This window comes from Serratia ureilytica (assembly GCF_017309605.1).
GTDB classification, from domain to species: domain Bacteria; phylum Pseudomonadota; class Gammaproteobacteria; order Enterobacterales; family Enterobacteriaceae; genus Serratia; species Serratia ureilytica.
On the sequence record NZ_CP071320.1, the window covers coordinates 557,178 to 576,386 of the forward strand.

General features: G+C 60.1%; 22 protein-coding genes and 1 other RNA gene. 6 read left to right on the forward strand and 17 right to left on the reverse strand.

Annotated features, from left to right (window positions below):
- Positions 1 to 77 precede the first annotated feature (77 nt).
- Together elbB and mtgA are read left to right on the forward strand one after the other, a co-directional pair.
- Complete coding sequence (gene elbB, locus J0X03_RS02585; RefSeq protein WP_089197491.1) at positions 78 to 731, forward strand: isoprenoid biosynthesis glyoxalase ElbB; 654 nt, start codon at positions 78 to 80, stop codon at positions 729 to 731.
- Positions 728 to 1,459 carry a monofunctional biosynthetic peptidoglycan transglycosylase gene (mtgA, locus tag J0X03_RS02590; protein WP_033651258.1) on the forward strand — a complete coding sequence of 244 codons (732 nt, stop codon included), beginning with the start codon at positions 728 to 730 and terminating at the stop codon, positions 1,457 to 1,459. Before elbB ends, mtgA begins: the two co-directional genes overlap by 4 nt.
- 57 nt (positions 1,460 to 1,516) lie before the next feature.
- On the opposite strand, the gene J0X03_RS02595 is transcribed toward mtgA, so the two are convergent.
- The 5 genes from J0X03_RS02595 to J0X03_RS02615 all read right to left on the reverse strand — a co-directional run bounded on the left by J0X03_RS02595 (position 1,517) and on the right by J0X03_RS02615 (position 6,812).
- A complete protein-coding gene (locus tag J0X03_RS02595) occupies positions 1,517 to 3,079 on the reverse strand; it encodes a S10 family peptidase (protein WP_160204644.1) in 1,563 nt (520 codons plus the stop codon).
- Positions 3,080 to 3,195: 116 nt separating this feature from the next.
- Positions 3,196 to 3,771, reverse strand: a complete 576-nt coding sequence (gene dolP, locus J0X03_RS02600) for a division/outer membrane stress-associated lipid-binding lipoprotein (protein WP_021505102.1) — start codon at positions 3,769 to 3,771, stop codon at positions 3,196 to 3,198.
- Positions 3,772 to 3,780: 9 nt separating this feature from the next.
- Positions 3,781 to 4,371: a DnaA initiator-associating protein DiaA gene (gene diaA, locus J0X03_RS02605; RefSeq protein WP_004937103.1), complete on the reverse strand. Its 591-nt coding sequence runs from the start codon at positions 4,369 to 4,371 to the stop codon at positions 3,781 to 3,783.
- Positions 4,372 to 4,422: 51 nt separating this feature from the next.
- Positions 4,423 to 4,776, reverse strand: coding sequence for a YraN family protein (locus tag J0X03_RS02610; RefSeq protein WP_089192279.1), 354 nt, complete (start codon positions 4,774 to 4,776; stop codon positions 4,423 to 4,425).
- Entirely contained in the window at positions 4,773 to 6,812 is a 2,040-nt protein-coding gene (locus tag J0X03_RS02615; RefSeq protein ID WP_160204643.1) for a penicillin-binding protein activator, read from the reverse strand. The genes J0X03_RS02610 and J0X03_RS02615 overlap by 4 nt, the downstream gene beginning before the upstream one ends.
- A 62-nt stretch (positions 6,813 to 6,874) precedes the next feature.
- On the opposite strand from J0X03_RS02615, the gene rsmI reads away from it, so the two are divergent.
- Together rsmI and rnpB are read left to right on the forward strand one after the other, a co-directional pair.
- Positions 6,875 to 7,738: a 16S rRNA (cytidine(1402)-2'-O)-methyltransferase gene (gene rsmI / locus J0X03_RS02620; protein ID WP_160204642.1), complete on the forward strand. Its 864-nt coding sequence runs from the start codon at positions 6,875 to 6,877 to the stop codon at positions 7,736 to 7,738.
- Between the two features lie 41 nt (positions 7,739 to 7,779).
- Positions 7,780 to 8,157: RNase P RNA component class A (gene rnpB / locus J0X03_RS02625), an RNA gene on the forward strand.
- 57 nt (positions 8,158 to 8,214) lie between these two features.
- Here rnpB and J0X03_RS02630 read toward each other — a convergent pair.
- Complete coding sequence (locus J0X03_RS02630) at positions 8,215 to 8,916, reverse strand: pirin family protein (protein ID WP_033651261.1); 702 nt, start codon at positions 8,914 to 8,916, stop codon at positions 8,215 to 8,217.
- Between the two features lie 107 nt (positions 8,917 to 9,023).
- Between J0X03_RS02630 and J0X03_RS02635 the strand changes: the two genes are divergently transcribed.
- Positions 9,024 to 9,920 carry a LysR family transcriptional regulator gene (locus tag J0X03_RS02635; RefSeq protein WP_025304355.1) on the forward strand — a complete coding sequence of 299 codons (897 nt, stop codon included), beginning with the start codon at positions 9,024 to 9,026 and terminating at the stop codon, positions 9,918 to 9,920.
- Positions 9,921 to 9,971: 51 nt separating this feature from the next.
- On the opposite strand, the gene J0X03_RS02640 is transcribed toward J0X03_RS02635, so the two are convergent.
- From J0X03_RS02640 to J0X03_RS02690, 11 genes are all read right to left on the reverse strand, one after another.
- Positions 9,972 to 10,958 carry a glutathione S-transferase family protein gene (locus J0X03_RS02640; RefSeq protein ID WP_033651262.1) on the reverse strand — a complete coding sequence of 329 codons (987 nt, stop codon included), beginning with the start codon at positions 10,956 to 10,958 and terminating at the stop codon, positions 9,972 to 9,974.
- Positions 10,959 to 11,029: 71 nt separating this feature from the next.
- Positions 11,030 to 11,425, reverse strand: a complete 396-nt coding sequence (locus tag J0X03_RS02645) for a DoxX family protein (RefSeq protein ID WP_033644519.1) — start codon at positions 11,423 to 11,425, stop codon at positions 11,030 to 11,032.
- Between the two features lie 295 nt (positions 11,426 to 11,720).
- Positions 11,721 to 12,008: a YqjK-like family protein gene (locus J0X03_RS02650; protein WP_033644520.1), complete on the reverse strand. Its 288-nt coding sequence runs from the start codon at positions 12,006 to 12,008 to the stop codon at positions 11,721 to 11,723.
- On the reverse strand, positions 12,005 to 12,406 hold the full coding sequence (locus tag J0X03_RS02655; protein ID WP_015379160.1) for a phage holin family protein: 402 nt from the start codon (positions 12,404 to 12,406) through the stop codon (positions 12,005 to 12,007). Before J0X03_RS02655 ends, J0X03_RS02650 begins: the two co-directional genes overlap by 4 nt.
- A gap of 2 nt (positions 12,407 to 12,408) precedes the next feature.
- Positions 12,409 to 12,714, reverse strand: a complete 306-nt coding sequence (locus tag J0X03_RS02660) for an ElaB/YgaM/YqjD family protein (RefSeq protein WP_004937125.1) — start codon at positions 12,712 to 12,714, stop codon at positions 12,409 to 12,411.
- 165 nt (positions 12,715 to 12,879) lie between these two features.
- The gene (locus tag J0X03_RS02665; protein WP_033644521.1) at positions 12,880 to 13,251 is read right to left on the reverse strand and encodes a DUF1090 domain-containing protein; all 372 of its coding nucleotides are present in this window, start codon (positions 13,249 to 13,251) and stop codon (positions 12,880 to 12,882) included.
- A gap of 240 nt (positions 13,252 to 13,491) precedes the next feature.
- Positions 13,492 to 13,830, reverse strand: a complete 339-nt coding sequence (gene mzrA / locus J0X03_RS02670; RefSeq protein WP_033644522.1) for an EnvZ/OmpR regulon moderator MzrA — start codon at positions 13,828 to 13,830, stop codon at positions 13,492 to 13,494.
- 32 nt (positions 13,831 to 13,862) lie between these two features.
- Entirely contained in the window at positions 13,863 to 14,543 is a 681-nt protein-coding gene (locus tag J0X03_RS02675) for a DedA family protein (RefSeq protein WP_033644523.1), read from the reverse strand.
- Positions 14,544 to 14,679: 136 nt separating this feature from the next.
- Positions 14,680 to 15,126, reverse strand: coding sequence for a hypothetical protein (locus tag J0X03_RS02680; RefSeq protein ID WP_033644524.1), 447 nt, complete (start codon positions 15,124 to 15,126; stop codon positions 14,680 to 14,682).
- 186 nt (positions 15,127 to 15,312) lie between these two features.
- The gene (exuR, locus tag J0X03_RS02685; RefSeq protein ID WP_033636102.1) at positions 15,313 to 16,089 is read right to left on the reverse strand and encodes a transcriptional regulator ExuR; all 777 of its coding nucleotides are present in this window, start codon (positions 16,087 to 16,089) and stop codon (positions 15,313 to 15,315) included.
- A 118-nt stretch (positions 16,090 to 16,207) separates the two neighbouring features.
- Positions 16,208 to 17,506, reverse strand: a complete 1,299-nt coding sequence (locus J0X03_RS02690) for an MFS transporter (protein ID WP_025304349.1) — start codon at positions 17,504 to 17,506, stop codon at positions 16,208 to 16,210.
- A 284-nt stretch (positions 17,507 to 17,790) separates the two neighbouring features.
- Here J0X03_RS02690 and uxaC point away from each other — a divergent pair, with 284 nt between their 5' ends.
- Entirely contained in the window at positions 17,791 to 19,203 is a 1,413-nt protein-coding gene (uxaC, locus tag J0X03_RS02695; RefSeq protein WP_046687866.1) for a glucuronate isomerase, read from the forward strand.
- Positions 19,204 to 19,209 lie beyond the last annotated feature (6 nt).

A 19,209-nucleotide genomic window follows, 5' to 3' on the forward strand; every position in this document is an offset into this window, starting at 1 on the left:
TTAAAATGTGTGATGTAGATTAGTGTTTGTCAACTCCGAGCACGAACCAGTTGACAGCAGCGACAGGAGGAAGAGTGATGAAAAAGGTGGGTGTAGTCCTCAGCGGCAGCGGCGTTTATGACGGTACGGAGATCCACGAAGCGGTGCTGACGCTGCTGGCGCTGGACCGTGCCGGCGCGCAGGCGGTGTGTTTTGCGCCTGATAAACCGCAACGCCATGTTATTAATCACTTATCTGGTGAGGAGATGGCGGAATCGCGCAACGTCCTGATTGAATCGGCGCGCATTGCCCGCGGCGCAGTGCAGCCGTTGGCGCTGGCCGAGGCCGCGCAGCTGGATGCGCTGATTGTGCCCGGCGGCTTTGGCGCCGCCAAGAATCTCAGCAATTTCGCCGAGGCCGGCGCGGAATGTTGGGTCGATGAAACGTTGGCGCGTCTGACGCGCGAGATGCATAAGGCCAACAAACCAATTGGCCTGATGTGCATCGCACCGGCGCTGTTGCCGAAGCTGCTCGATCAACAAGCGCGGCTGACCATTGGCAACGATCCCGACCTGGGAGAAGTGATTGACGCCATGGGCGGCGAGCCGGTGATTTGCCCGGTGGACGACATCGTGGTGGACAGCGAGCACAAGATCGTGACCACGCCAGCCTATATGCTGGCGCCGTCGATCGCGCAGGCGGCCGTCGGCATCGATAAACTGGTGGCGCGGGTGCTGGAACTGGCTGAATGAGCAAATCGGTCGGCGGATGGCGGCGGCTGCGTCCGTGGTATTGGCTGAAACGCGGCGTCATCGCGATTATCGGCCTGTGGGTGTTGGGCATTGTGGCCTTCGCCTTCCTGCCGGTGCCGTTTTCCGCCGTGATGGTGGAGCGGCAGATCAGCGCCTGGCTGAGCGGCGACTTCGGCTACGTCGCTCATTCGGACTGGGTGTCGATGGACGACATTTCGCCGCAGATGGCGCTGGCGGTGATGGCGGCGGAAGATCAGAAGTTTCCAGACCATTGGGGCTTCGATGTGGCGGCCATTGAAAAGGCGCTCAGTCACAACGAGAAGCGCCCGACGCGCATTCGCGGCGCGTCCACGCTGTCGCAGCAGACCGCCAAGAACCTGTTTCTTTGGGATGGCCGCAGCTGGCTGCGCAAAGGGTTGGAGGCCGGGCTGACGTCGGGCATCGAGCTGGTGTGGACCAAGCGGCGTATTCTGACGGTGTATCTGAACATCGTGGAGTTCGGCGACGGGGTGTTCGGCGTGGAAGAGGCTTCACAGCGCTTTTTCCATAAGCCGGCCAAGCGCCTGACCGCGGCCGAAGCGGCGCTGCTGGCGGCGGTATTGCCGAATCCGCACCGCTTCAGGGCCGATGCGCCGTCCGGTTATGTGGCGCAGCGACAGCAGTGGATTATGCGCCAGATGCGCCAGTTGGGTGGGGAAGGTTTCCTGAAAGAGAACAAGCTGGATTAACCAAGCGATACCCTGCTTTCGGGCAAGGTATCCCTCTCTTCGGTGGCTAATGCCGCATCAGGGCTTTTCGCTGATAAATGCAGTTAAATCCGCGTGCATCTTTTTAAGCGATAGTTCATCCACGTACGGCATATGCCCGGTGTCATACCAATAGAAACGGATATTGTCGCGTAATTTGGGCGACACGGGCAGATGGCTCATCTCATATTTGGCGACGAAGTAAGGGGTGGCCAGGTCGTAAACCCCGCCAATCACCATCACTCTCATTGTCGGAGTCATTTTCATCACTCGCGACAGGTTCGGCAACACGTTAAATGATCTGTCCCGGCTGTTGCTGGACATGTTCCAGTCATAGACCTCATTGGAAAATGCGCGATAGTTTTGGTCGGCGCTAAAATGCAGCGTTTTGCCAAGATAATCGTGGAATTGCGCGACGTAGGCGGAAGTAATTGCACTGACGTTGGGATCGTAGTTGGACGTTTCAGCGATATTATCCAGCGACGACCCACGATAGCGGGTATCGATTCTGCCAATGGTCTCGTCTTGGCTGCGCAACAGTTGCTTGGCGAAGACCGGTCCACTCAGGCGCAAATTGGCATTGAGCCAATAATCGGCCGGAATGCCGGTAAATTGGTAAAGCTGCTCGGCGAGCGTTTGGCGATCTTTTTCAGGCAGATTGGCACCTTGCAGTAAGGCTGGGGCATAAGTCCCCAGCGCAAACTGCTCGGCCTGGTCTAACAGGGTTTTCAGGCTCTGGTGTTTGCCCGGCAGCCGCTGGTGGTACCATGCGCTGGCTGCGTAGGTTGGGAGCGCCAGATAGTAAGGTTGATCGACGCCGGGGTTTTGATTGGGATCGTCGACGTTATTGTCGTAGTTCAGAAACTGCGACATCAGGATAATACCGTTAAGATCGATATTCTGATTTTTTAGCGTCTCGGCCAATACCACCGAGCGGGTAGTGCCGTAGCTTTCACCCAATAAATATTTAGGTGAGTTCCAGCGTTGGTAATGCGTTAAAAACTGAACGATAAATTGAGAAAAAGCCTGAGCATCACCGTTGACGCCATAGACGTTGCTGGCACTCTGTGCTTTTTGCTGCGCTCTCTCCGGCTGGCTGGCGGCACTGCTGGAAAAGCGGCTGTAACCCGTTCCGGGGGCATCGATAAACACCAGATCGCTGACGTTGAGCAGACTGTATTGGTTATCGGTGAGTTGGTAAGGCGCCAGCTGTGTTTTCTCTGGCTGAGTAGCGATAACCCGTTTAGGCCCCAGCGCCCCCATATGCAGCCACAGCGAGGCGGAGCCCGGCCCGCCGTTGTAGATAAAGGTAATCGGCCTGCTTTCGTTCTTATTCTCATTCTTTTTGAAATACGCAACATAGAACATGCCGGTCACGGGATCTTCCGGATCCTCTTTACTCAATTCCAGCACCCCGGTTTGCGCCTGATAATTGATTTTTACCTGGTCGACCGTGATCGCGCCTTGAGTAGCAACGGTTTGACCGGTCATCGGGGGCGGGGCATGTTCGGCGCGGGGCGTATCCTGAGTGGGATTGGCGGCGGAAACTCCGGCGGTGAATAAAGAAACGGCAGTGAGAAAACCGATTAAAATTCTGTCCATTTGAATTTTATCCGTAATGAAGTGAGAGATTACTTTAAACGCGGCTCATTAAACCAGGGTAAAACAGCGGGAAGCGTACAGAAAATCGGCAAGGGGAAGCCCCCTTGCCTGAAGGATCATTTCACATAGGTAAAGGCGGTGGTGACGTGCTTCACGCCGCTGACCTGGCTGGCGATCTGCGCCGCCGACTGTCCTTCCTGCTGAGTGACCAGGCCCAGCAAGAACACTTCGCCGTTTTCGGTGGTGACTTTCACGTTGGACGATTTCACCGTATCGCTGGTCAACAGCTGCGAACGCACTTTGGTGGTGATCCAGGTGTCGGAGGACGCGGTGCTCAGGCTGACAGGCGTGCCCTGGCGAATTTCGTTATACACTTCGGTCGTGCCTTCCACGCCCATGGCGATCTGCTTGGCGCGCGCGGTGAGATCGGCGTTAGGCGACTGGCCGGTCAACAGCACCTTGCCCTGATAGGCGGTGGCGACCACCCGGGCCTCTTTCTTCAACTGCTGGTCTTTGCTCAGGGCGCTTTCTACCCTGGCTTCCAGCGTGCCGTCATCCACCTGGGTCCCTACGCTGCGCGGGTCGGTGGCGGTTTTGGTGGCGACGGCCGCACTGCCGACGACGACGCCGGCGATACAGCCTTGCAACAGCAGGGCGCTGGACAGCACTGCAAATGTGGCTTTTAGCTTCATCTCAGTTCCTTAATCGTCCTGGTGGGGGAATAACGTATTGTCTATCAGGTCGCACAGGCAGTTTACGGTCAGCATATGCATTTCCTGAATGCGCGAACTGCGGTGCGACGGGATGCGGATCTCGACATCCTGTTGGCCGAGCAACCCGGCCAGCTCGCCGCCGTCGTAGCCGGTGAGCGCGACGATGGTCATATCGCGCGTGACGGCCGCTTCGACCGCTTTCACAATATCACGGCTGTTGCCGCGGGTGGAAATCGCCAGCAGCACGTCGCCGGTGTGCCCGAGCGCGCGCACCTGCTTGGCGTACACTTCGTCGTGCAGGCGATCGTTGCTGATCGCGGTCAGCACCACGTTGTCGGCGTTGAGGGCGATGGCCGGCAGGCTGGGGCGCTCGGTTTCAAAACGGTTGATCATGCTGGCGGCGAAGTGCTGTGCGTTGGCCGCCGAGGTGCCGTTGCCGCAGCACAGGATTTTGTTGCCGTTGAGTAAGGATTGAACCAGCGTCATCGCAGCGCGGGAAATGGCGTCAGGCAACGCTTCCGCCGCCGCGATCTGGGTTTGGATGCTTTCGGTAAAACAGACTTTAATTCTATCCAGCACGTTGTATTAATCCACTAAGTCAAAGGGCCGGTCTGCGCCGCAAAACCCCAATTAATCCGCATTGAAGGCGTTGGGTATCCATTCTAACTGGCTACCGGTAATGGCCAAAACATCAAAACGGCAAGATGATGTGTCAAAACTGGCGCCGCGCCCCGCCAGCCAGACGGCGGCGGCGTGCAGCAACCGCTGTTGTTTGCGAGAGGTAACGCTGGCGGCCGCGCCGCCGAAGGCGTCGTTGCGGCGGTAGCGCACTTCGACGAACACCCAGGTGGCGCCGTCGCGCATGATGAGGTCGAGCTCACCGCCGCGCACCGCGACGTTGGCGGCGCAGAAGGTGAGCCCGGCGCGTTCCAGATGACGGCGGGCCAGTAACTCATAGCCCGCCCCGGCGGCGCGTGGGTTCAAGAGACCGGCACGACCGTACCCTGACGATATTGCAGCCAAGGCAGCTTGCGGTTGATCACGCAGTTCGGCGACGCGCTCAGCGTGCCGGTGGTGCCGGAAACCTGGAAGCCCGGCAGCTGGCGCATTTCAGCAAAGTGGTTGGCCAATGTCCAGGCATCCATCCCCATCGCATACAGGCGCACCAGCGAGTAATCGTTGCGGAAACGCGCGCTGGCCTGCTGCAACAGCTGAGGGTTTGAGCCCGCCAGCAGAGGAATATCGCTGAACTGCAGACCTTCCATTTCCAGACGGAAGTCCGGGCCGGCGCCGGCCTGGTAGCTGCGCGAGCTGGCGTACATCGCCGGTTTGCCGCGCGAGCTGGTGGCCATGTCGATCATCGGTTTGATCAGCGTCAGCTGGGACTGGGTAGCGACGATATACACCGCGTCGACGCTGCCGCCGGTAGCGGCGGGCACGTCGCTCGGCGGCGCCGGAATGGTCAGCCCGGCGATGGTCACGCTCTGCGGCGCCGGGGCGCTCGACATCGGCGTGCCGGTCATGCGGATGCCGCCGCTGTTCACCATCTGGCGCAGTTCACCGGCGGAGCCGATGTCCTGACGCAGCACGGTTTGTCCACCTTGCTTCTGCCATTCCTGGTTAAAGGCCTTGGCGACGCGATCGCCGAAGGCGCCGCGCGGCACCAGCAGCAGCGGTTGATGCTTCTGTTGTTCCCAGATGTGGCGGGCGGCGTCGCGCGCTTCATCTTCCGGCGACAGGGCGAAGTAACAGATGTTCAGATTGTCCTTCGGCGTTTCGGGCTGGTTGAGCGCCAGCACGTTCAGCGTGGTGGTGCTGGCGGACAGCTGATCGACGTTCTCTTTCAGCAGCGGCCCGACCACCAGAGTGGCGCCATCCTGCTGCGCCTGGCTCAGCAAGGCGGCCAGCGGCTGGCTGGTGGTGTCGTACACTTTGACCTGCGCATTAGCGGCCTGCAGCGGCGTTATCGGCGCGCTGGACGGCGTAGCGGGTTGCGCGGCGGTCACGGCCGGCTGGCTCTCTTGCGCCGAAGGGCTGACCGCGCCGTTGGCGTTGATGTCACCGGCAGCGGCCTGATCGGCCGGCGCCGTTTGGGCCGGCGCGCCGACCGGTTGCGCGGCTTGAGGCTGCGGCGCCGGCAGGGAACCGCCGTTTTTCGCCGCTTCGAACCCTTGCTGGATGGCGTCGGCGAACACTTTCGCCTGGCCGTTCAACGGCAGCAGCAGGGCGATTTTCGAGGTGGAGGCCTGGGTGAAGTTCAGCACCTGATTCAGGCGAGCCGGCAGCGTTTTGGCCGCCGGGTTCTTCGGATAACGGTTCTGCCAGTCTTTGATGCCGGCCTTCAGCAGATCGGGATCCTGCTTGTTGTCCTGATAGACGCGCAGCAGATCCAGCCAGCCTTGCAGCACGTTCTCGTCGGCGTTGATCACCAGGCTGTTCATCTCCTGCGGCGTCAGCTGCAGCAGGGCCTGCCAGGTTTGATCCAGATTGTCCTGGTGCGCCTTGCCGGTCAGCAACGGCTCCTGAGCGATATAGGCGCGGATCAGCGGCAGCGATGCTTTGCCCTGGTTGGCGGCGATCTGCGCCTGGTAGTAACGCACCTTCTGATTCGGCGACAGCGTACCGCTGTCCAGGTGGCCCAGCGTACTGCGGGCGCTGACGTAGCTCTTGTTGGCGATCTGCAGTTCGGCGGTCAGCAACTGGCGTTCGGTCTGCTGTGCGCCGCTGAGGTTTTTCGGCAGCTGATTCAACTGGTCGCCGGCCTGCGGCAGTTTTCCTTCACGCAGCAAGGCGCGAATAGCAAGTAATTGCCAGTCAGCCTTGTTATCATCGCTGCTTTGCTGCAACTGCTGCAGGTAGTAATCGGAGCTGGCGCTTGCTTCGTCCTGTATATTGGCGGGCGGCGTTTGCGGGGCCCGACTCGGACAGCCTGCCAGGAAAAGGGCGGCCGCGATGACTGCGGTAAGTCGGACAGGCTTGGAACGCCCTGCTTTGGTACGAACGAATGTTGAGGAAAGCATACTGTATCCAGTGATGTTTTTTTCAAGATGCTCAATATTAAATCGGCAACCCGGATGAAACAATGAATCAACACCAACAATCAGTCATTTCTGCATCAACGCTGTATGTGGTACCCACCCCAATCGGCAATCTGGGCGATATTACCCACCGCGCGTTAGAGGTACTGAAAAGCGTTGATCTGATCGCGGCGGAAGACACGCGCCATACCGGATTGCTGCTGCAACACTTCGCGATCAACGCGCGTCTGTTCGCGCTGCACGACCACAACGAACAGCAAAAGGCCGATCAGCTGCTGGCGAAACTGCAGGAAGGCCAGAGCATCGCGCTGGTTTCCGACGCCGGCACGCCGCTGATCAACGATCCCGGTTATCACCTGGTGCGCCGCTGCCGCGAGGCCGGCATTCGCGTGGTGCCGCTGCCGGGCGCCTGCGCCGCCACTACCGCGCTGTGCGCCGCGGGCGTCGCTTCCGACCGTTTCTGCTACGAAGGTTTTCTGCCGGCGAAAACCAAGGGGCGCAAGGATACGCTGATGGCGCTGGCGGAGGAACCGCGCACGCTGATTTTCTACGAATCCACTCACCGCCTGTTGGAAAGTCTGCAGGACATGGTCACCGTTTGGGGCCCGCAGCGTTATGTCGTGCTGGCGCGTGAGCTGACCAAAACCTGGGAATCCATCCACGGCGCGCCGGTGGGTGAGCTGCTGGCGTGGGTGCAGGAAGATGAAGTGCGCCGCCGCGGCGAAATGGTGCTGATCGTCGAAGGCCACAAGACGCAGGAGGATGCGCTGCCGCTTGAGGCGCTGCGCACGCTGGCGCTGCTGCAAAAAGAGTTGCCGTTGAAAAAGGCGGCGGCGCTGGCGGCGGAAATCCACGGCGTGAAGAAAAATGCGCTGTATAAGTACGCGCTGGAGCAACAACAGCCGTAAAGCGGTTGACCTGCCGCCGCCGCGACGCTACTATCCGCGCCGGAGTTGACCAGACAGTCGCCGCTTCATTGCCGTCCTCTTCGGGGAGACAGATGGAGGGGAGGAAAGTCCGGGCTCCATAGGGCAGGGTGCCAGGTAACGCCTGGGAGGCGCAAGCCTACGACTAGTGCAACAGAGAGCAAACCGCCGATGGCCCGCGCAAGCGGGATCAGGTAAGGGTGAAAGGGTGCGGTAAGAGCGCACCGCGCGGCTGGCAACAGTTCGTGGCACGGTAAACTCCACCCGGAGCAAGGCCAAATAGGGGTTCACATGGTACGGCCCGTACTGAACCCGGGTAGGCTGCTTGAGCCAGTGAGCGATTGCTGGCCTAGAGGAATGACTGTCCACGACAGAACCCGGCTTACCGGTCAACTCCCTCGACAAAAGAAAACCCCGCGCAACGTCAGTTGCGCGGGGTTTTTCGTTTTCCGGCCGGCTTACACCGGCAGATCAATCAGCAGCGCGCGCAGCGGCGTCTCGGCGCGGATCGTCAGGCGATTCTCCTCGCGCACGAAGGCGCCGTCGCCGCAGGTCAGGCGTTGTTCCTCGTGGCGCTCGCCGGTGGCGGCGATGGTGCCGTGTATCGACTGCAGATAAGCGCGCGGCCCGTTAATCGTCAGCGTTTGTTCTTCGCCCGGCTGCAGATCGAGATGATGGATCCAGACCTGTTGACGCAGCTGCAGGCTGCCCTGCGCGCCGTCCGGCGAAGCCAACAGCAGGCTGCCCGCCGCCGGCAGCGCCAGGCGCTGCACCCGTTCGTTGCTGCGTTCCGGGCAGGCGTCCAGCCACAGCTGCAGGCGGGTGAGCGGCGTATCACTGCTGACGTTCTGCTCGCTGTAGCTCAGGCCCGGGTGGGTGGCCAACAGCAACGCTTCGCCGGCTTTAACGCGCGTGGTGTTGCCGTCGCTGTCGCGGTATTCCGCCTCGCCCTGCAGGATCAGGTTCAGGATATCCACGTTGGGATAGGTGCGCGGCTGGAACGACGCGCCCGGCGCCAGCACCTCCTGATTCAGCACCCGCAGCGACGCGTAGCCCATCAGTTTGGGATCGAAGTAGTGACCAAAGGAAAAGGTGTAGCGAGCCTGCAGCCAACCAAAGTCAGCTTGCCCGCATTGTTGTGCTGTTCTGCATGTAATCATGGCAATCGGCTCTCTAAATTCATTATCCAAATGGTAAGCATCTGGACGTCGGATTGTTAGCCAGTTAATCTGGTCGGCATATTCAAATTTCCTGACAGAGGGATGCGATGGCCAGAGATCGGGCGCTCACGCTTGAGGCACTAAGGGTGATGGATGCAATCGACCGGCGCGGCAGCTTCGCCGCGGCCGCCGACGAATTGGGCCGGGTGCCGTCGGCACTCAGCTACACCATGCAAAAATTGGAAGAAGAATTGGACGTGGTGCTGTTCGACCGTTCGGGCCACCGCACCAAGTTCACCAACGTGGGGCGCATGTTGCTGGAACGCGGTCGGGTGCTGCTGGAGGCGGCCGATAAGCTGACCACCGACGCCGAAGCGTTGGCGCGCGGTTGGGAAACTCACCTGACTATCGTCAGTGAAGCGCTGTCGCCGCCGAGTCTGCTGTTCCCGCTGGTCGACAAGCTGGCGCTGAAGGCCAACACCCAGGTGTCCATTTTCACCGAGGTGCTGGCGGGCGCCTGGGAGCGGCTGGAGCAGGGGCGCGCTGACATCGTGATCGCGCCGGACATGCATTTCCGCGCGTCGTCGGAGATCAACACCCGCAAACTGTATAAGGTGATGAGCGTTTATGTCGCCGCGCCGGATCACCCGATCCACCTGGAGCCGGAGCCGCTTTCCGAAGTGACCCGCGTGAAGTACCGCGGCATTGCGGTGGCCGACACCGCCCGTGAGCGCCCGGTATTGACCGTACAGCTGCTGGACAAGCAACAGCGCCTGACGGTGAGCACCATTGAAGACAAACGCCTGGCGCTGCTGGCCGGGTTGGGGGTGGCGACCATGCCGTACCCGATGGTGGAGAAAGATATCGAAGCCGGGCGGCTGCGCGTGGTCGGGCCGGAATACAGCCGCGAAGCCGACATCATCATGGCCTGGCGGCGCGACAGCATGGGGGAGGCGAAAGCCTGGTTCCTGCGTGAGATTCCGCGCCTGTTCGCGCAGCGTTAACGTCGGTTGGATGAGATCCCCTTGCCGGGCGGCAAGGGGATTTTTTTCGCCTTAACCGAAGCGCTGGTCGCGGCCGTGTGGCTCGTCCAGATCCTGCGCCGGCCCGATGGAAATGATGCCGTGCGGGTTGATGGTGGCGTGGCTGCGATAGTAGTGGTTGCGAATGTGCGGCAGGCTGACCGTCTCGGCGATGCCCGGCATCTGGTAGATGTCGCGCAGGAAGCCGTACAGATTGAGGTAGTCGCTGATGCGGTGTTTGTCGCACTTGAAGTGGGTGACGTACACCGGATCGAAACGCACCAGCGTGGTCCACAGACGCAGGTCGGCTTCGGTCAGCCGATCGCCGGTCAGGTAACGATGCTGCCCCAGGATCTGCTCCAGGCGTTCCAGCGCGTTGAATACCCCGTTGACCGCTTCGTCATAGGCTTCCTGGCTGGTGGCAAAACCGGCCTTGTACACGCCGTTGTTCACTTGATCGTAAATCCAACCGTTAAGCTCATCGATCTTGCCGCGCAGCGCGGTCGGGTAGTAGTCGCCTGCCCGAGCGCCGACGCCGTCAAACGCGCTGTTGAACATGCGGATGATGTCGGCGGACTCGTTGCTGACGATGGTTTGCCGCTGTTTATCCCACAGCACCGGTACGGTCACGCGCCCGCTGTAGTGCGGATCGGCCCGCAGGTAGATCTGGTACAGGAAGTCGGCGTGATACAGCGGATCGCCGGTGGTTTCAGGAAAATCCTGGCCGAAGGTCCAGCCGTTTTCCAGCATCAGCGGGTGCACCACCGAGACCGGAATGATCTGCTCCAGCCCTTTCAGTTTGCGCATCAGCAGCGTGCGATGCGCCCAGGGGCAGGCGAGAGAAACATAAAGGTGATAACGGCCCGCTTCGGCCTGGAAGCCGCCCACGCCGTGTTCGCCCGGCTGACCGTCGGCGGTCACCCAATTGCGAAACTGAGCGGTTGAACGTTTGAAACGGCCGCCGGTAGATTTGGTGTCATACCAGATGTCTTGCCAAACGCCATCGACGAGTTGTCCCATGGGAATCTCCTTGGTGTCCGAGTTAAAAAACGACAAGGCCCGGCATGCCGGGCCCTGAATGACAGTTTAGATTACCATTTCTTGTTCAGAAGACGGTCGATGCTGAAGCCGCCCGGGCCTGCGACCGCCAACACGATGAAGCCGCCGGCGATGGTCAGGTTTTTCATGAACATCAGCTGGTTTACTTCGTTCGCAAAATCAGTGTGGAACAGCAGCGCGGTCAGGATGGTGAAACCGGCGGTGAACAGCGCCACGGTGCGGGTCAGGAAACCGAACAGGATCGCCAGACCGCCGCCAAATTCCAGCAGGATGGTCAGCGGCAGCAAGAAGCCAGGCACGCCCATCGATTGCATGTACTGTTGGGTACCGGCGTAGGCGTCACCCATTTTGCCGTAGCCTGCCACGATAAACAGGATTGGCATCAGAATACGAGCAACCAACAAACCTGTATCTTCTAATTTTTTCATCATCTACTCCAAAGTGTTTTTGTATGCCTGTTCGGCGGAAGCCATGTCAACGAGCGGTATATCAGGACATTCGCCCTGTCCGGCTCGTATCGTATTGATGGAGTGAATGTTAAGCGGGAAGTGCTCAGGTTGTTAGCAAGTAAAACTGTCGTAATTTTTCAAAAAATCTGAATCTTTAGCGTGCTAATAAAATGCCGCCGATCAGCAGGTTGCCCGGCCCCGGGGTTGGACGCGTTGTATCAAGGGAGAAAATGCGGGCAGAGCAACAGGAGGTTTGAAGGAAAGACCAAGCGGCTTACTTGGCGGAAAACGTCTTTTTAAACAGACGGATAGCGCTCCAGGCGCCGAAAGCGCGACGCGACCAGCGGATCATCTTGCTGGGATGGCGGATGCCGTACAGCGCCATGACGCTGGAACCGAGCACCAGATAGCGGCGCAGGCCAAACACCGTTTGCCAGCCGCGGTCGATGCGTTCGGTCTTTTCCAGCCACAGGGACTTGTTTTCGGCCAGATCCAGACGCTGTTGCTGGATCTGCCGAATCAGCCTCTCTTTTTTCCATTCCAGATAGCGGCGGCGGCTCATGGCTCTCGCTCCAGTTCGGCGCGATCGAGCTCCAGTTGCTTGCGCGTGGCGCCCAGCAGCGTGGTGCGACGGGCCTTGACCAGCGTCCAGATGGTGCCGACTACGGCGAGGAACAGCAGCACGCCGGTTGTCGCGCCCAGCGCCACCAGCCGATAGACCGGATCGATGGCCCAGAAGATCAGGATCAGCAGGCTCATCAAACCGAAGGCGGTGAACAGCAGCGTCATGCCGGCCATGATCAGCAGCTGAATGAGGTTGGCTTTCTCCTCTTCCAGCTCGACTACCGCCAGCCGGACACGGGTTTCCACCATGCCGACCAGGATCGTGATGATGCGCTGACCGATATCCAGGACCCCTTTAGCGGGGCCCTGCGCGCGCACTTGCGGTTGTTCAGCCATGATTAACGACGCGCGAGCAGCACGCCCAACACCACGCCGACCGCCGCGCCGATACCGATGCCGGTCCACGGGTTGTCGCGCACATAGTCGTCGGCCTGGCCGGCGATCTGTTTGGTTTGCGAAGCCAGCTTGTCACCGGCGTCGCTCAGGCGAGCGCGAGTCTCTTTCAGCGCGCCTTCCGCCTTCGATCGCAGCTTCTCCAGCTCGGCTTTCGGCTTGTCGGTGGAGGAGTTCAGCACTTCCTCCAGCGTATCGGCTAAGGACTTCAGTTCAGCGCGTAAGTTTTCTGCATTTGAATCATGTGCCATGTGATTATTCCTTAACGTTTATTTCGACAGACTTTTAACATAGCGGATTTTTTCGCCGGAGCAAAGGGGTGATGACCAGCAGATAACACCAGACATCAATTCCATATGCTTAAGAAATCCCGTGTGATGGGGCTTCTCATCGATAAATCCGCTGGTGTAAAAAAATTATTCCGCCTGGGCGCGTTTCAATTCAGCCTGCGCTTCGGCCAGCTTTTGCTGCTTCTTGGCGACCTTGTCCAGCTTGCCGGTTTGTTGCGCTTCTTTCAGCTCTTCCCGGCGCTCGTCCACCTTGCGCTGTTTCTCTGCGATATTTTTCTGGCGTTCGGCCTGCAGGCCGGCTTCGGTGCAGTGGGTCTGCACTTCGCTCAGCGCTTTTTTCAGCCCATCCACGCGGTGGGTGTTGCCGTGCTGAGTCGCGTAGTCGATTTGCTGCTGGATATTTTGCGCTTTGGCGGCGCAGCCGCCCTCAGCGGCCGAGGACAGCGTCGGCAGCGCGCAGAGTGGCAGCAGCAGTAACAGTGAGTGGCGAAATTTCATTTCTCAGTTCCTTTTCATGGGATGCCTGAACAGGCATCCGCTTTCCTGACTGCCGGAGGCGGCAGCGCGAGAGGAGGGCGTTCATCGCCGGCTGAAGTTATCCTTCAGCATAGCCATGAAACCGGCGCGCCCCCAAAGAATCAGCCGAAATTCGGCGCGACTGATTGTTTTTTGAGCTAAATGATGCGAATGAAAATGAAGATAACGGCAATGAAAGGAATCCCCTTCATTTGAAGGGGATTATCCCAGATTGAGTGGGGAGCGCGCAAATTCGCGCACCCAGTGCGTTGGCACGGGAGATTCGCTCAGCGCGATGTGGTAACCGGGAGGCAGGATGGTTTGCAGCGCTTCACGCGCCAGCAACTGCTGCTCCGGCGAATCCAGACGAATAACCAAGCCATCGCCTTCCGGCGTGATGCTTTTGATGCGGATACCGCGCTCATCCAGGCGCTGGTAGACATAAAAACCGTCGGGCAGCGACAGCCCTTGCTGGCTGGCGCGAATGCGCAGCTCGCTCTCGGTGCGCACCATGCAGGGCACCAACAGCGTCGCCAGCGCCAGCAGGGCGAGCGCGATCATCAGGACGTATTGCCAGCGCGGGCGCTTTGCTGTCACGCCCCTTTCCCCGGGTTCTGGCCGCTGGCGCGTTTCTTGCGCCACAGCACGATCAGCGAGCCGACCAGGCCGACCACCAGCAACACCAGCGGCAACATCATCAGGCAGAACATCAGCTGGTCTTCATACTTGCGGAATACCGGGGTTTTTCCGAGGGCGAAGCCCAGCGTCGTCAGGATCAAGACCCACAGCAGGCCGCTCATCCAGTTGAAGAACTGGAAGCGTGCGTTGCTCAGGCCGGACAGGCCGGCGATGGTTGGCAGCAGGGTGCGCACGAAGGCCAGGAAGCGGCCGACCAACAGGGCGGAAAGGCCGTGGCGGTGGAACAGGTTATGCGCACGCTGATGGTAGTGGGCCGGCAGATGCGAAAGCCAGCCTTGCACCGTTCGCGTATTGCCGAGCCATCGGCCCTGTATGTAACTGACCCAGCACCCCAGGCTGGCGGCGACGGTCAGGATAACGATGGTCAATGGGAAGCCCATGGTGCCTTTGGCGATCAGCACGCCGACCAGGATCAGCAGGCTGTCGCCCGGCAGAAAAGCGGCCGGCAGCAGGCCGTTTTCCAAAAACAGGATCATGAACAGCAGGATGTAGAGGGTCCACACCAACGAAGGGTTCGCCAGCGTCTCAAAATCCTGCTGCCATAAGGCATGTATCAGTTCTTTAATGATGTCCATCCGGTGTTCCTAAAACGTCATTGTTTATTTTTATCTCAGCGGCGGAGCGGGCGTGGGCTGAAAGCGCGCGGCGATCCTGAATGCTGATAACGATGAAACGGCGTTGCTTTAAGGTTTCTAAGCGGTGCGACACCGGTCATAGGTGGTAAGTCAGCGTGCCACGGTACTGCATGTTGCTTTCTTTCCAGCCGGCCTGCCGACTTTGTTGCCTGGAGGCGTCCAGCATCCAGTCGACCTGGGCAAGCCGGTTGGGGGCCGGGGTGTCCTGGCGGGGGAAACGAATTCGGTAGCCCGGCTCTGCGGCCAGGGTATAGACCGGCGCCGGCAGGGAGGACGCGAGCAGCGAACCGGGGAAAGAGTACGCTCTGGGCAGCAGCAGCGGCAACTTGCCGGGCGCTTTGCGGCGCGCTTCGGCCGGCGCCCGATACACATGATCATAGGGGGAAAGCGCCGGCTCCGCCAGCAGCGGCAGGCTGCTCAGCGCGCTGGGGGTGGGCTTGGATGACGCCACGCATAGCTGTTGGCCGGAGACCGAACCGGTCCAGCAGAAAAGAGCAATCAGCATGGCAAACAACCAGCGCATTTATTCGCGTCCCGCCCCCGCAGCAATGGGTAAAAAAGTGGGCTAACTCTACCAAAATAGCACGATTGGCAACAGGGAAATCTACGTTGCCGACGGTGAAATAGTACACGGCAAACGGCGGTTCCGGCATCGATTCAGCGGATTTTACATTACCTGACATAAGCCGACGGTTTTTGACCGCCGTGGCTATTTCGGCTCGTGGCTCACGCCGTCCAAGTGCACCACCGGGTTCTCGGCGAACAGATAGCGGTCGGCGTTGTATTCGAAGTCGTCGCTGGTGGCGTTGAACAGCATCTGCTTGGTGTTCTCCAGGTGCTGCCACATCGCCAGTTTGGCGGCGTAAGGATCTTTGCGCATCAGCGCCTTGAGGATCTGATCGTGATCGTCGCACCAGCTGGCGATCGAGCGTTCGTCGATATGCTCGTGCAGTTTCTTCCAGTAAGGGTTGTTGACCCGCTGCACCCACATTTTTTCCACGATGGTGGCCATGGCGGTGTTCTGGGTGGCCAGCGCCACCTGCACGTGGAACTTCAGATCCCACTGCGAGTCGCGGAAACGGTCTTCTTTGCGGGCGTGCTCCTGGATCTCCATCAGTTGCACGATATCCTGCTTGGTCACCTGGGTGGCGGCGAATTCGGCGATGTTGCTTTCTATCAGCTGGCGCGCCTGCAGCAGCTCAAACGGGCCGGCGGTGGCGAACTCGATGCTGTCGCCCGGCACCACCAGGTGCTTTTGCTGGTTGGACACCACGTGGATCCCGGATCCCTTGCGCACGTCCACATAGCCTTCCACTTCCAGCATGATGATCGCCTCGCGCACCACGGTGCGGCTGACATTCATCTCTTCGGCGATGTATCGCTCGGCCGGCAGCTTGTCGCCTACCGGGTAACGGCCGCTTTCGATGCGTTGCTTCAGCTCGGCGGCCAGTTGCTGATACAGGCGTCTGGTTTCAGTGAATTCCATAGTGAATGCTCTATACGGTGCGGTGGGAAGGGGCGCGTGGCCATCGGACTTGTTATACCACTTATTCGGCACCGCTGCCAGAGGAGCAAGGGGCCCGGCGCAGCGGCCGGGCGGGGGATCAGCTGCGCGCCGGGGTGGGCTGCAGCGCGGCCGGCTGCGGTTCGGCGGCCGGGCGGTTTTGCAGCACCGTCCAGATGACGATGGCGCCGAGAATGTCGAAGACTGACAGCGCGGCGAACAGCGGGCTGAAGCCGAGGGTGTCTGCCAGGGCGCCGACCACCAGGGCGAACAGCGTGCTGGCGGTCCAGGCCGCCATGCCGGTCAGCCCGTTGGCGGTCGCCACCTCATTGCGGCCGAACACGTCGGAAGAGAGGGTGATCAACGCGCCGGACAGCGCCTGATGGGCGAAGCCGCCGACGCACAGCAGTGCGATAGCCGCGTAAGGGCTGGTGAACAGGCCGATCATGCCGGGGCCGATCATCAACACCGCACCCATCGTCACCACCAGCTTGCGCGAGACGATCAGGTTGACCTTGAAATACTTCTGGAACAGCGGCGGCAGATAACCGCCGACGATGCAGCCGAGATCGGCGAACAGCATCGGCATCCAGGCGAACATGGCGATCTCTTTCAGGTTAAAACCGTAGGCCTTGAACATGAACAGCGGAATCCAGGCGTTGAAGGTGCCCCACGCCGGCTCCGCCAGAAAGCGCGGCAGCGCGATGCCCCAGAACTGGCGGTTGCGCACGATCTGCCAGGCGGACATCTTTTTGGCGTTAGAGGTCTGGTGCTGCGCTTCCTGGCCTTCGAGGATGTAACGGCGTTCTTCCTGGCTCAGTTTCTTCTGATCTTTCGGGTGTTTGTAGAACAGCAGCCAGCAGATAGCCCAGATCAGGCTCAGCACGCCGGTGATGATGAACGCCATCTCCCAGCTGTGCGCGACGATGGCCCATACCACCAGCGGCGGGGCGATCATGCCGCCGATCGACGAGCCCACGTTGAAATAGCCGACGGCGATCGAACGCTCTTTGGCCGGAAACCATTCGCTGCTGGCCTTCAGCCCGGCGGGGATCATCGCCGCTTCCGCCATGCCGACCGCGCCGCGCGCCAACGCCAGCCCGCCCCAACTGTTGGCCAACGCGGTGCCCATGCAGAACAGTGCCCACAGAATGGCGAACATGGCGTAGCCGACCTTGGTGCCCAGCACGTCCAGCACGTAGCCCGCCACCGGTTGCATCACGGTGTAGCACGCGGAGTAGGCGGCGACGATATAGGAATACTGTTGGGTGGTGATGTGCAGCGTATCTTCCAGCGTCGGCGCCGCCACGGCGATGGCGTTGCGGGTCAGATAACCCAGCACGGTGCCGATGGTCACCAGTCCGATCATGTACCAGCGTAACCCTTTAATTTTACGCATCCGAAGTGTCTCCCCGTTTGAAGGTGTGGCCGTCGATGCGGCTGGCGAGACAATAACTTGTCATACAGGTTTAAAAGTTGAGTGATATCACAAAAGGAATTATTCGCCTGAGTGATACTGTGGCCGGTGAAACAGGGCATTTTTGCCGGTAAATTGAGCGAAAAAGGGCGTGGAGAGAGGATGAACGGCAGACATCGGGAAAAATTTGCTGGACGCTAGTAAAAATTGGTGTGATAACTTTTGTGATTCGAACCCCGTGCCGCACGGCAAGTAAGGAGCCCGAGATGGCGACGTTTTTGAGCGAAGATTTCCTGCTGGACAGCGAATTTGCCCGGCGCTTGTATCACGACTACGCGGCGCAGCAGCCGATTTTCGATTACCACTGCCATTTGCCGCCGCAGCAGATCGCGGAGAATACCCGCTTCAGCAACCTGTACGATATCTGGCTGCGGGGCGATCACTACAAATGGCGGGCGATGCGCACCAACGGCGTGGCGGAGCGGTTATGCACCGGCGATGCGGGCGATCGCGAGAAATTCGACGCCTGGGCCGCCACGGTGCCGCACACCATCGGCAACCCGCTCTATCACTGGACGCATCTGGAGCTGCGCCGCCCGTTCGGCATCACGGATATGCTGTTGTCGCCGGCCACGGCGGATGAAATCTGGCAGCGCGGCAATGCGCTGTTGGCGCAGGATGCGTTTCGCGCGCGCGGCATCATGCAGCAAATGAACGTGAAAATGGTCGGCACCACCGACGATCCGATCGACGATCTGCGTCATCATCGGGCGATCGCCGACGATCGCAGTTTCGCTATCAAAGTGCTGCCGAGCTGGCGGCCGGACAAGGCTTTCACCATCGATGCGCCCGGCTTCAACGACTATCTGCGGCAGTTGGAGGCGGCGGCGGACACCGCTATCGGCCGCTTTAGCGCGCTGTGCGACGCCCTGTACAAGCGCATGGATCACTTTGCCGCCCACGGCTGCAAGGTGGCCGATCATGCGCTGGACGTGGTGGTGTTCGGCGAGGCCGATGAAGCGGCGCTGGATGCGATCCTGCTGCGCCGCCTGAACGGCGAGCTGCCGACGCCGGAACAGAGCGCCCAGTTCAAAAGCGCGGTGCTGCTGTTTTTGGCCGGCGAATACCGGCGTCGCGGCTGGGTGCAGCAGTATCACATCGGCGCGCTGCGCAATAACAACAGCCGCATGTTGGCCGCCGTCGGGCCGGATATCGGCTTCGACTCGATCAACGACCGGCCGCTGGCGGAACCGCTGTCGCGGCTGCTGGATGCTCAGGCGCGGCAGGGCGGTCTGCCGAAAACCATTCTCTATTGCCTCAATCCGCGCGATAACGAAGTGATCGGCACCATGATCGGCAATTTTCAGGGGGAAGGCACGCCGGGCAAGATGCAGTTCGGCTCCGGCTGGTGGTTCAACGATCAGAAGGACGGCATGCAGCGCCAAATGACGCAGCTGGCCCAGCTCGGGCTGCTGAGCCGCTTCGTCGGCATGCTGACCGACAGCCGCAGCTTCTTGTCTTATACGCGCCATGAATACTTCCGCCGCATCCTTTGCCAGATGCTCGGCCGCTGGGTGGCGGACGGCGAAGCGCCGGCGGATATCGCGCTGCTGGGCGAGATGGTGAAAAACATCTGTTTCGACAACGCCAAAAACTATTTCGCCATTGAACTGGCGTAGCCGTTA

Bases quoted from the DNA above. Each gene is read 5' to 3' on its own strand.
- dolP (WP_021505102.1), bottom strand. From the start codon at position 3,771: ATGAAGCTAAAAGCCACATTTGCAGTGCTGTCCAGCGCCCTGCTGTTG.
- J0X03_RS02640 (WP_033651262.1), bottom strand. From the start codon at position 10,958: ATGGGACAACTCGTCGATGGCGTTTGGCAAGACATCTGGTATGACACC.
- J0X03_RS02690 (WP_025304349.1), bottom strand. From the start codon at position 17,506: ATGCGTAAAATTAAAGGGTTACGCTGGTACATGATCGGACTGGTGACC.
- elbB (WP_089197491.1), top strand. From the start codon at position 78: ATGAAAAAGGTGGGTGTAGTCCTCAGCGGCAGCGGCGTTTATGACGGT.
- J0X03_RS02650 (WP_033644520.1), bottom strand. From the start codon at position 12,008: ATGAGCCGCCGCCGCTATCTGGAATGGAAAAAAGAGAGGCTGATTCGG.
- rsmI (WP_160204642.1), top strand. From the start codon at position 6,875: ATGAATCAACACCAACAATCAGTCATTTCTGCATCAACGCTGTATGTG.
- exuR (WP_033636102.1), bottom strand. From the start codon at position 16,089: ATGGAATTCACTGAAACCAGACGCCTGTATCAGCAACTGGCCGCCGAG.
- J0X03_RS02655 (WP_015379160.1), bottom strand. From the start codon at position 12,406: ATGGCTGAACAACCGCAAGTGCGCGCGCAGGGCCCCGCTAAAGGGGTC.
- mtgA (WP_033651258.1), top strand. From the start codon at position 728: ATGAGCAAATCGGTCGGCGGATGGCGGCGGCTGCGTCCGTGGTATTGG.
- J0X03_RS02615 (WP_160204643.1), bottom strand. From the start codon at position 6,812: ATGCTTTCCTCAACATTCGTTCGTACCAAAGCAGGGCGTTCCAAGCCT.
- J0X03_RS02630 (WP_033651261.1), bottom strand. From the start codon at position 8,916: ATGATTACATGCAGAACAGCACAACAATGCGGGCAAGCTGACTTTGGT.
- uxaC (WP_046687866.1), top strand. From the start codon at position 17,791: ATGGCGACGTTTTTGAGCGAAGATTTCCTGCTGGACAGCGAATTTGCC.
- J0X03_RS02660 (WP_004937125.1), bottom strand. From the start codon at position 12,714: ATGGCACATGATTCAAATGCAGAAAACTTACGCGCTGAACTGAAGTCC.
- J0X03_RS02675 (WP_033644523.1), bottom strand. From the start codon at position 14,543: ATGGACATCATTAAAGAACTGATACATGCCTTATGGCAGCAGGATTTT.
- J0X03_RS02595 (WP_160204644.1), bottom strand. From the start codon at position 3,079: ATGGACAGAATTTTAATCGGTTTTCTCACTGCCGTTTCTTTATTCACC.
- J0X03_RS02680 (WP_033644524.1), bottom strand. From the start codon at position 15,126: ATGCGCTGGTTGTTTGCCATGCTGATTGCTCTTTTCTGCTGGACCGGT.
- J0X03_RS02635 (WP_025304355.1), top strand. From the start codon at position 9,024: ATGGCCAGAGATCGGGCGCTCACGCTTGAGGCACTAAGGGTGATGGAT.
- mzrA (WP_033644522.1), bottom strand. From the start codon at position 13,830: ATGATCGCGCTCGCCCTGCTGGCGCTGGCGACGCTGTTGGTGCCCTGC.
- J0X03_RS02665 (WP_033644521.1), bottom strand. From the start codon at position 13,251: ATGAAATTTCGCCACTCACTGTTACTGCTGCTGCCACTCTGCGCGCTG.
- J0X03_RS02645 (WP_033644519.1), bottom strand. From the start codon at position 11,425: ATGAAAAAATTAGAAGATACAGGTTTGTTGGTTGCTCGTATTCTGATG.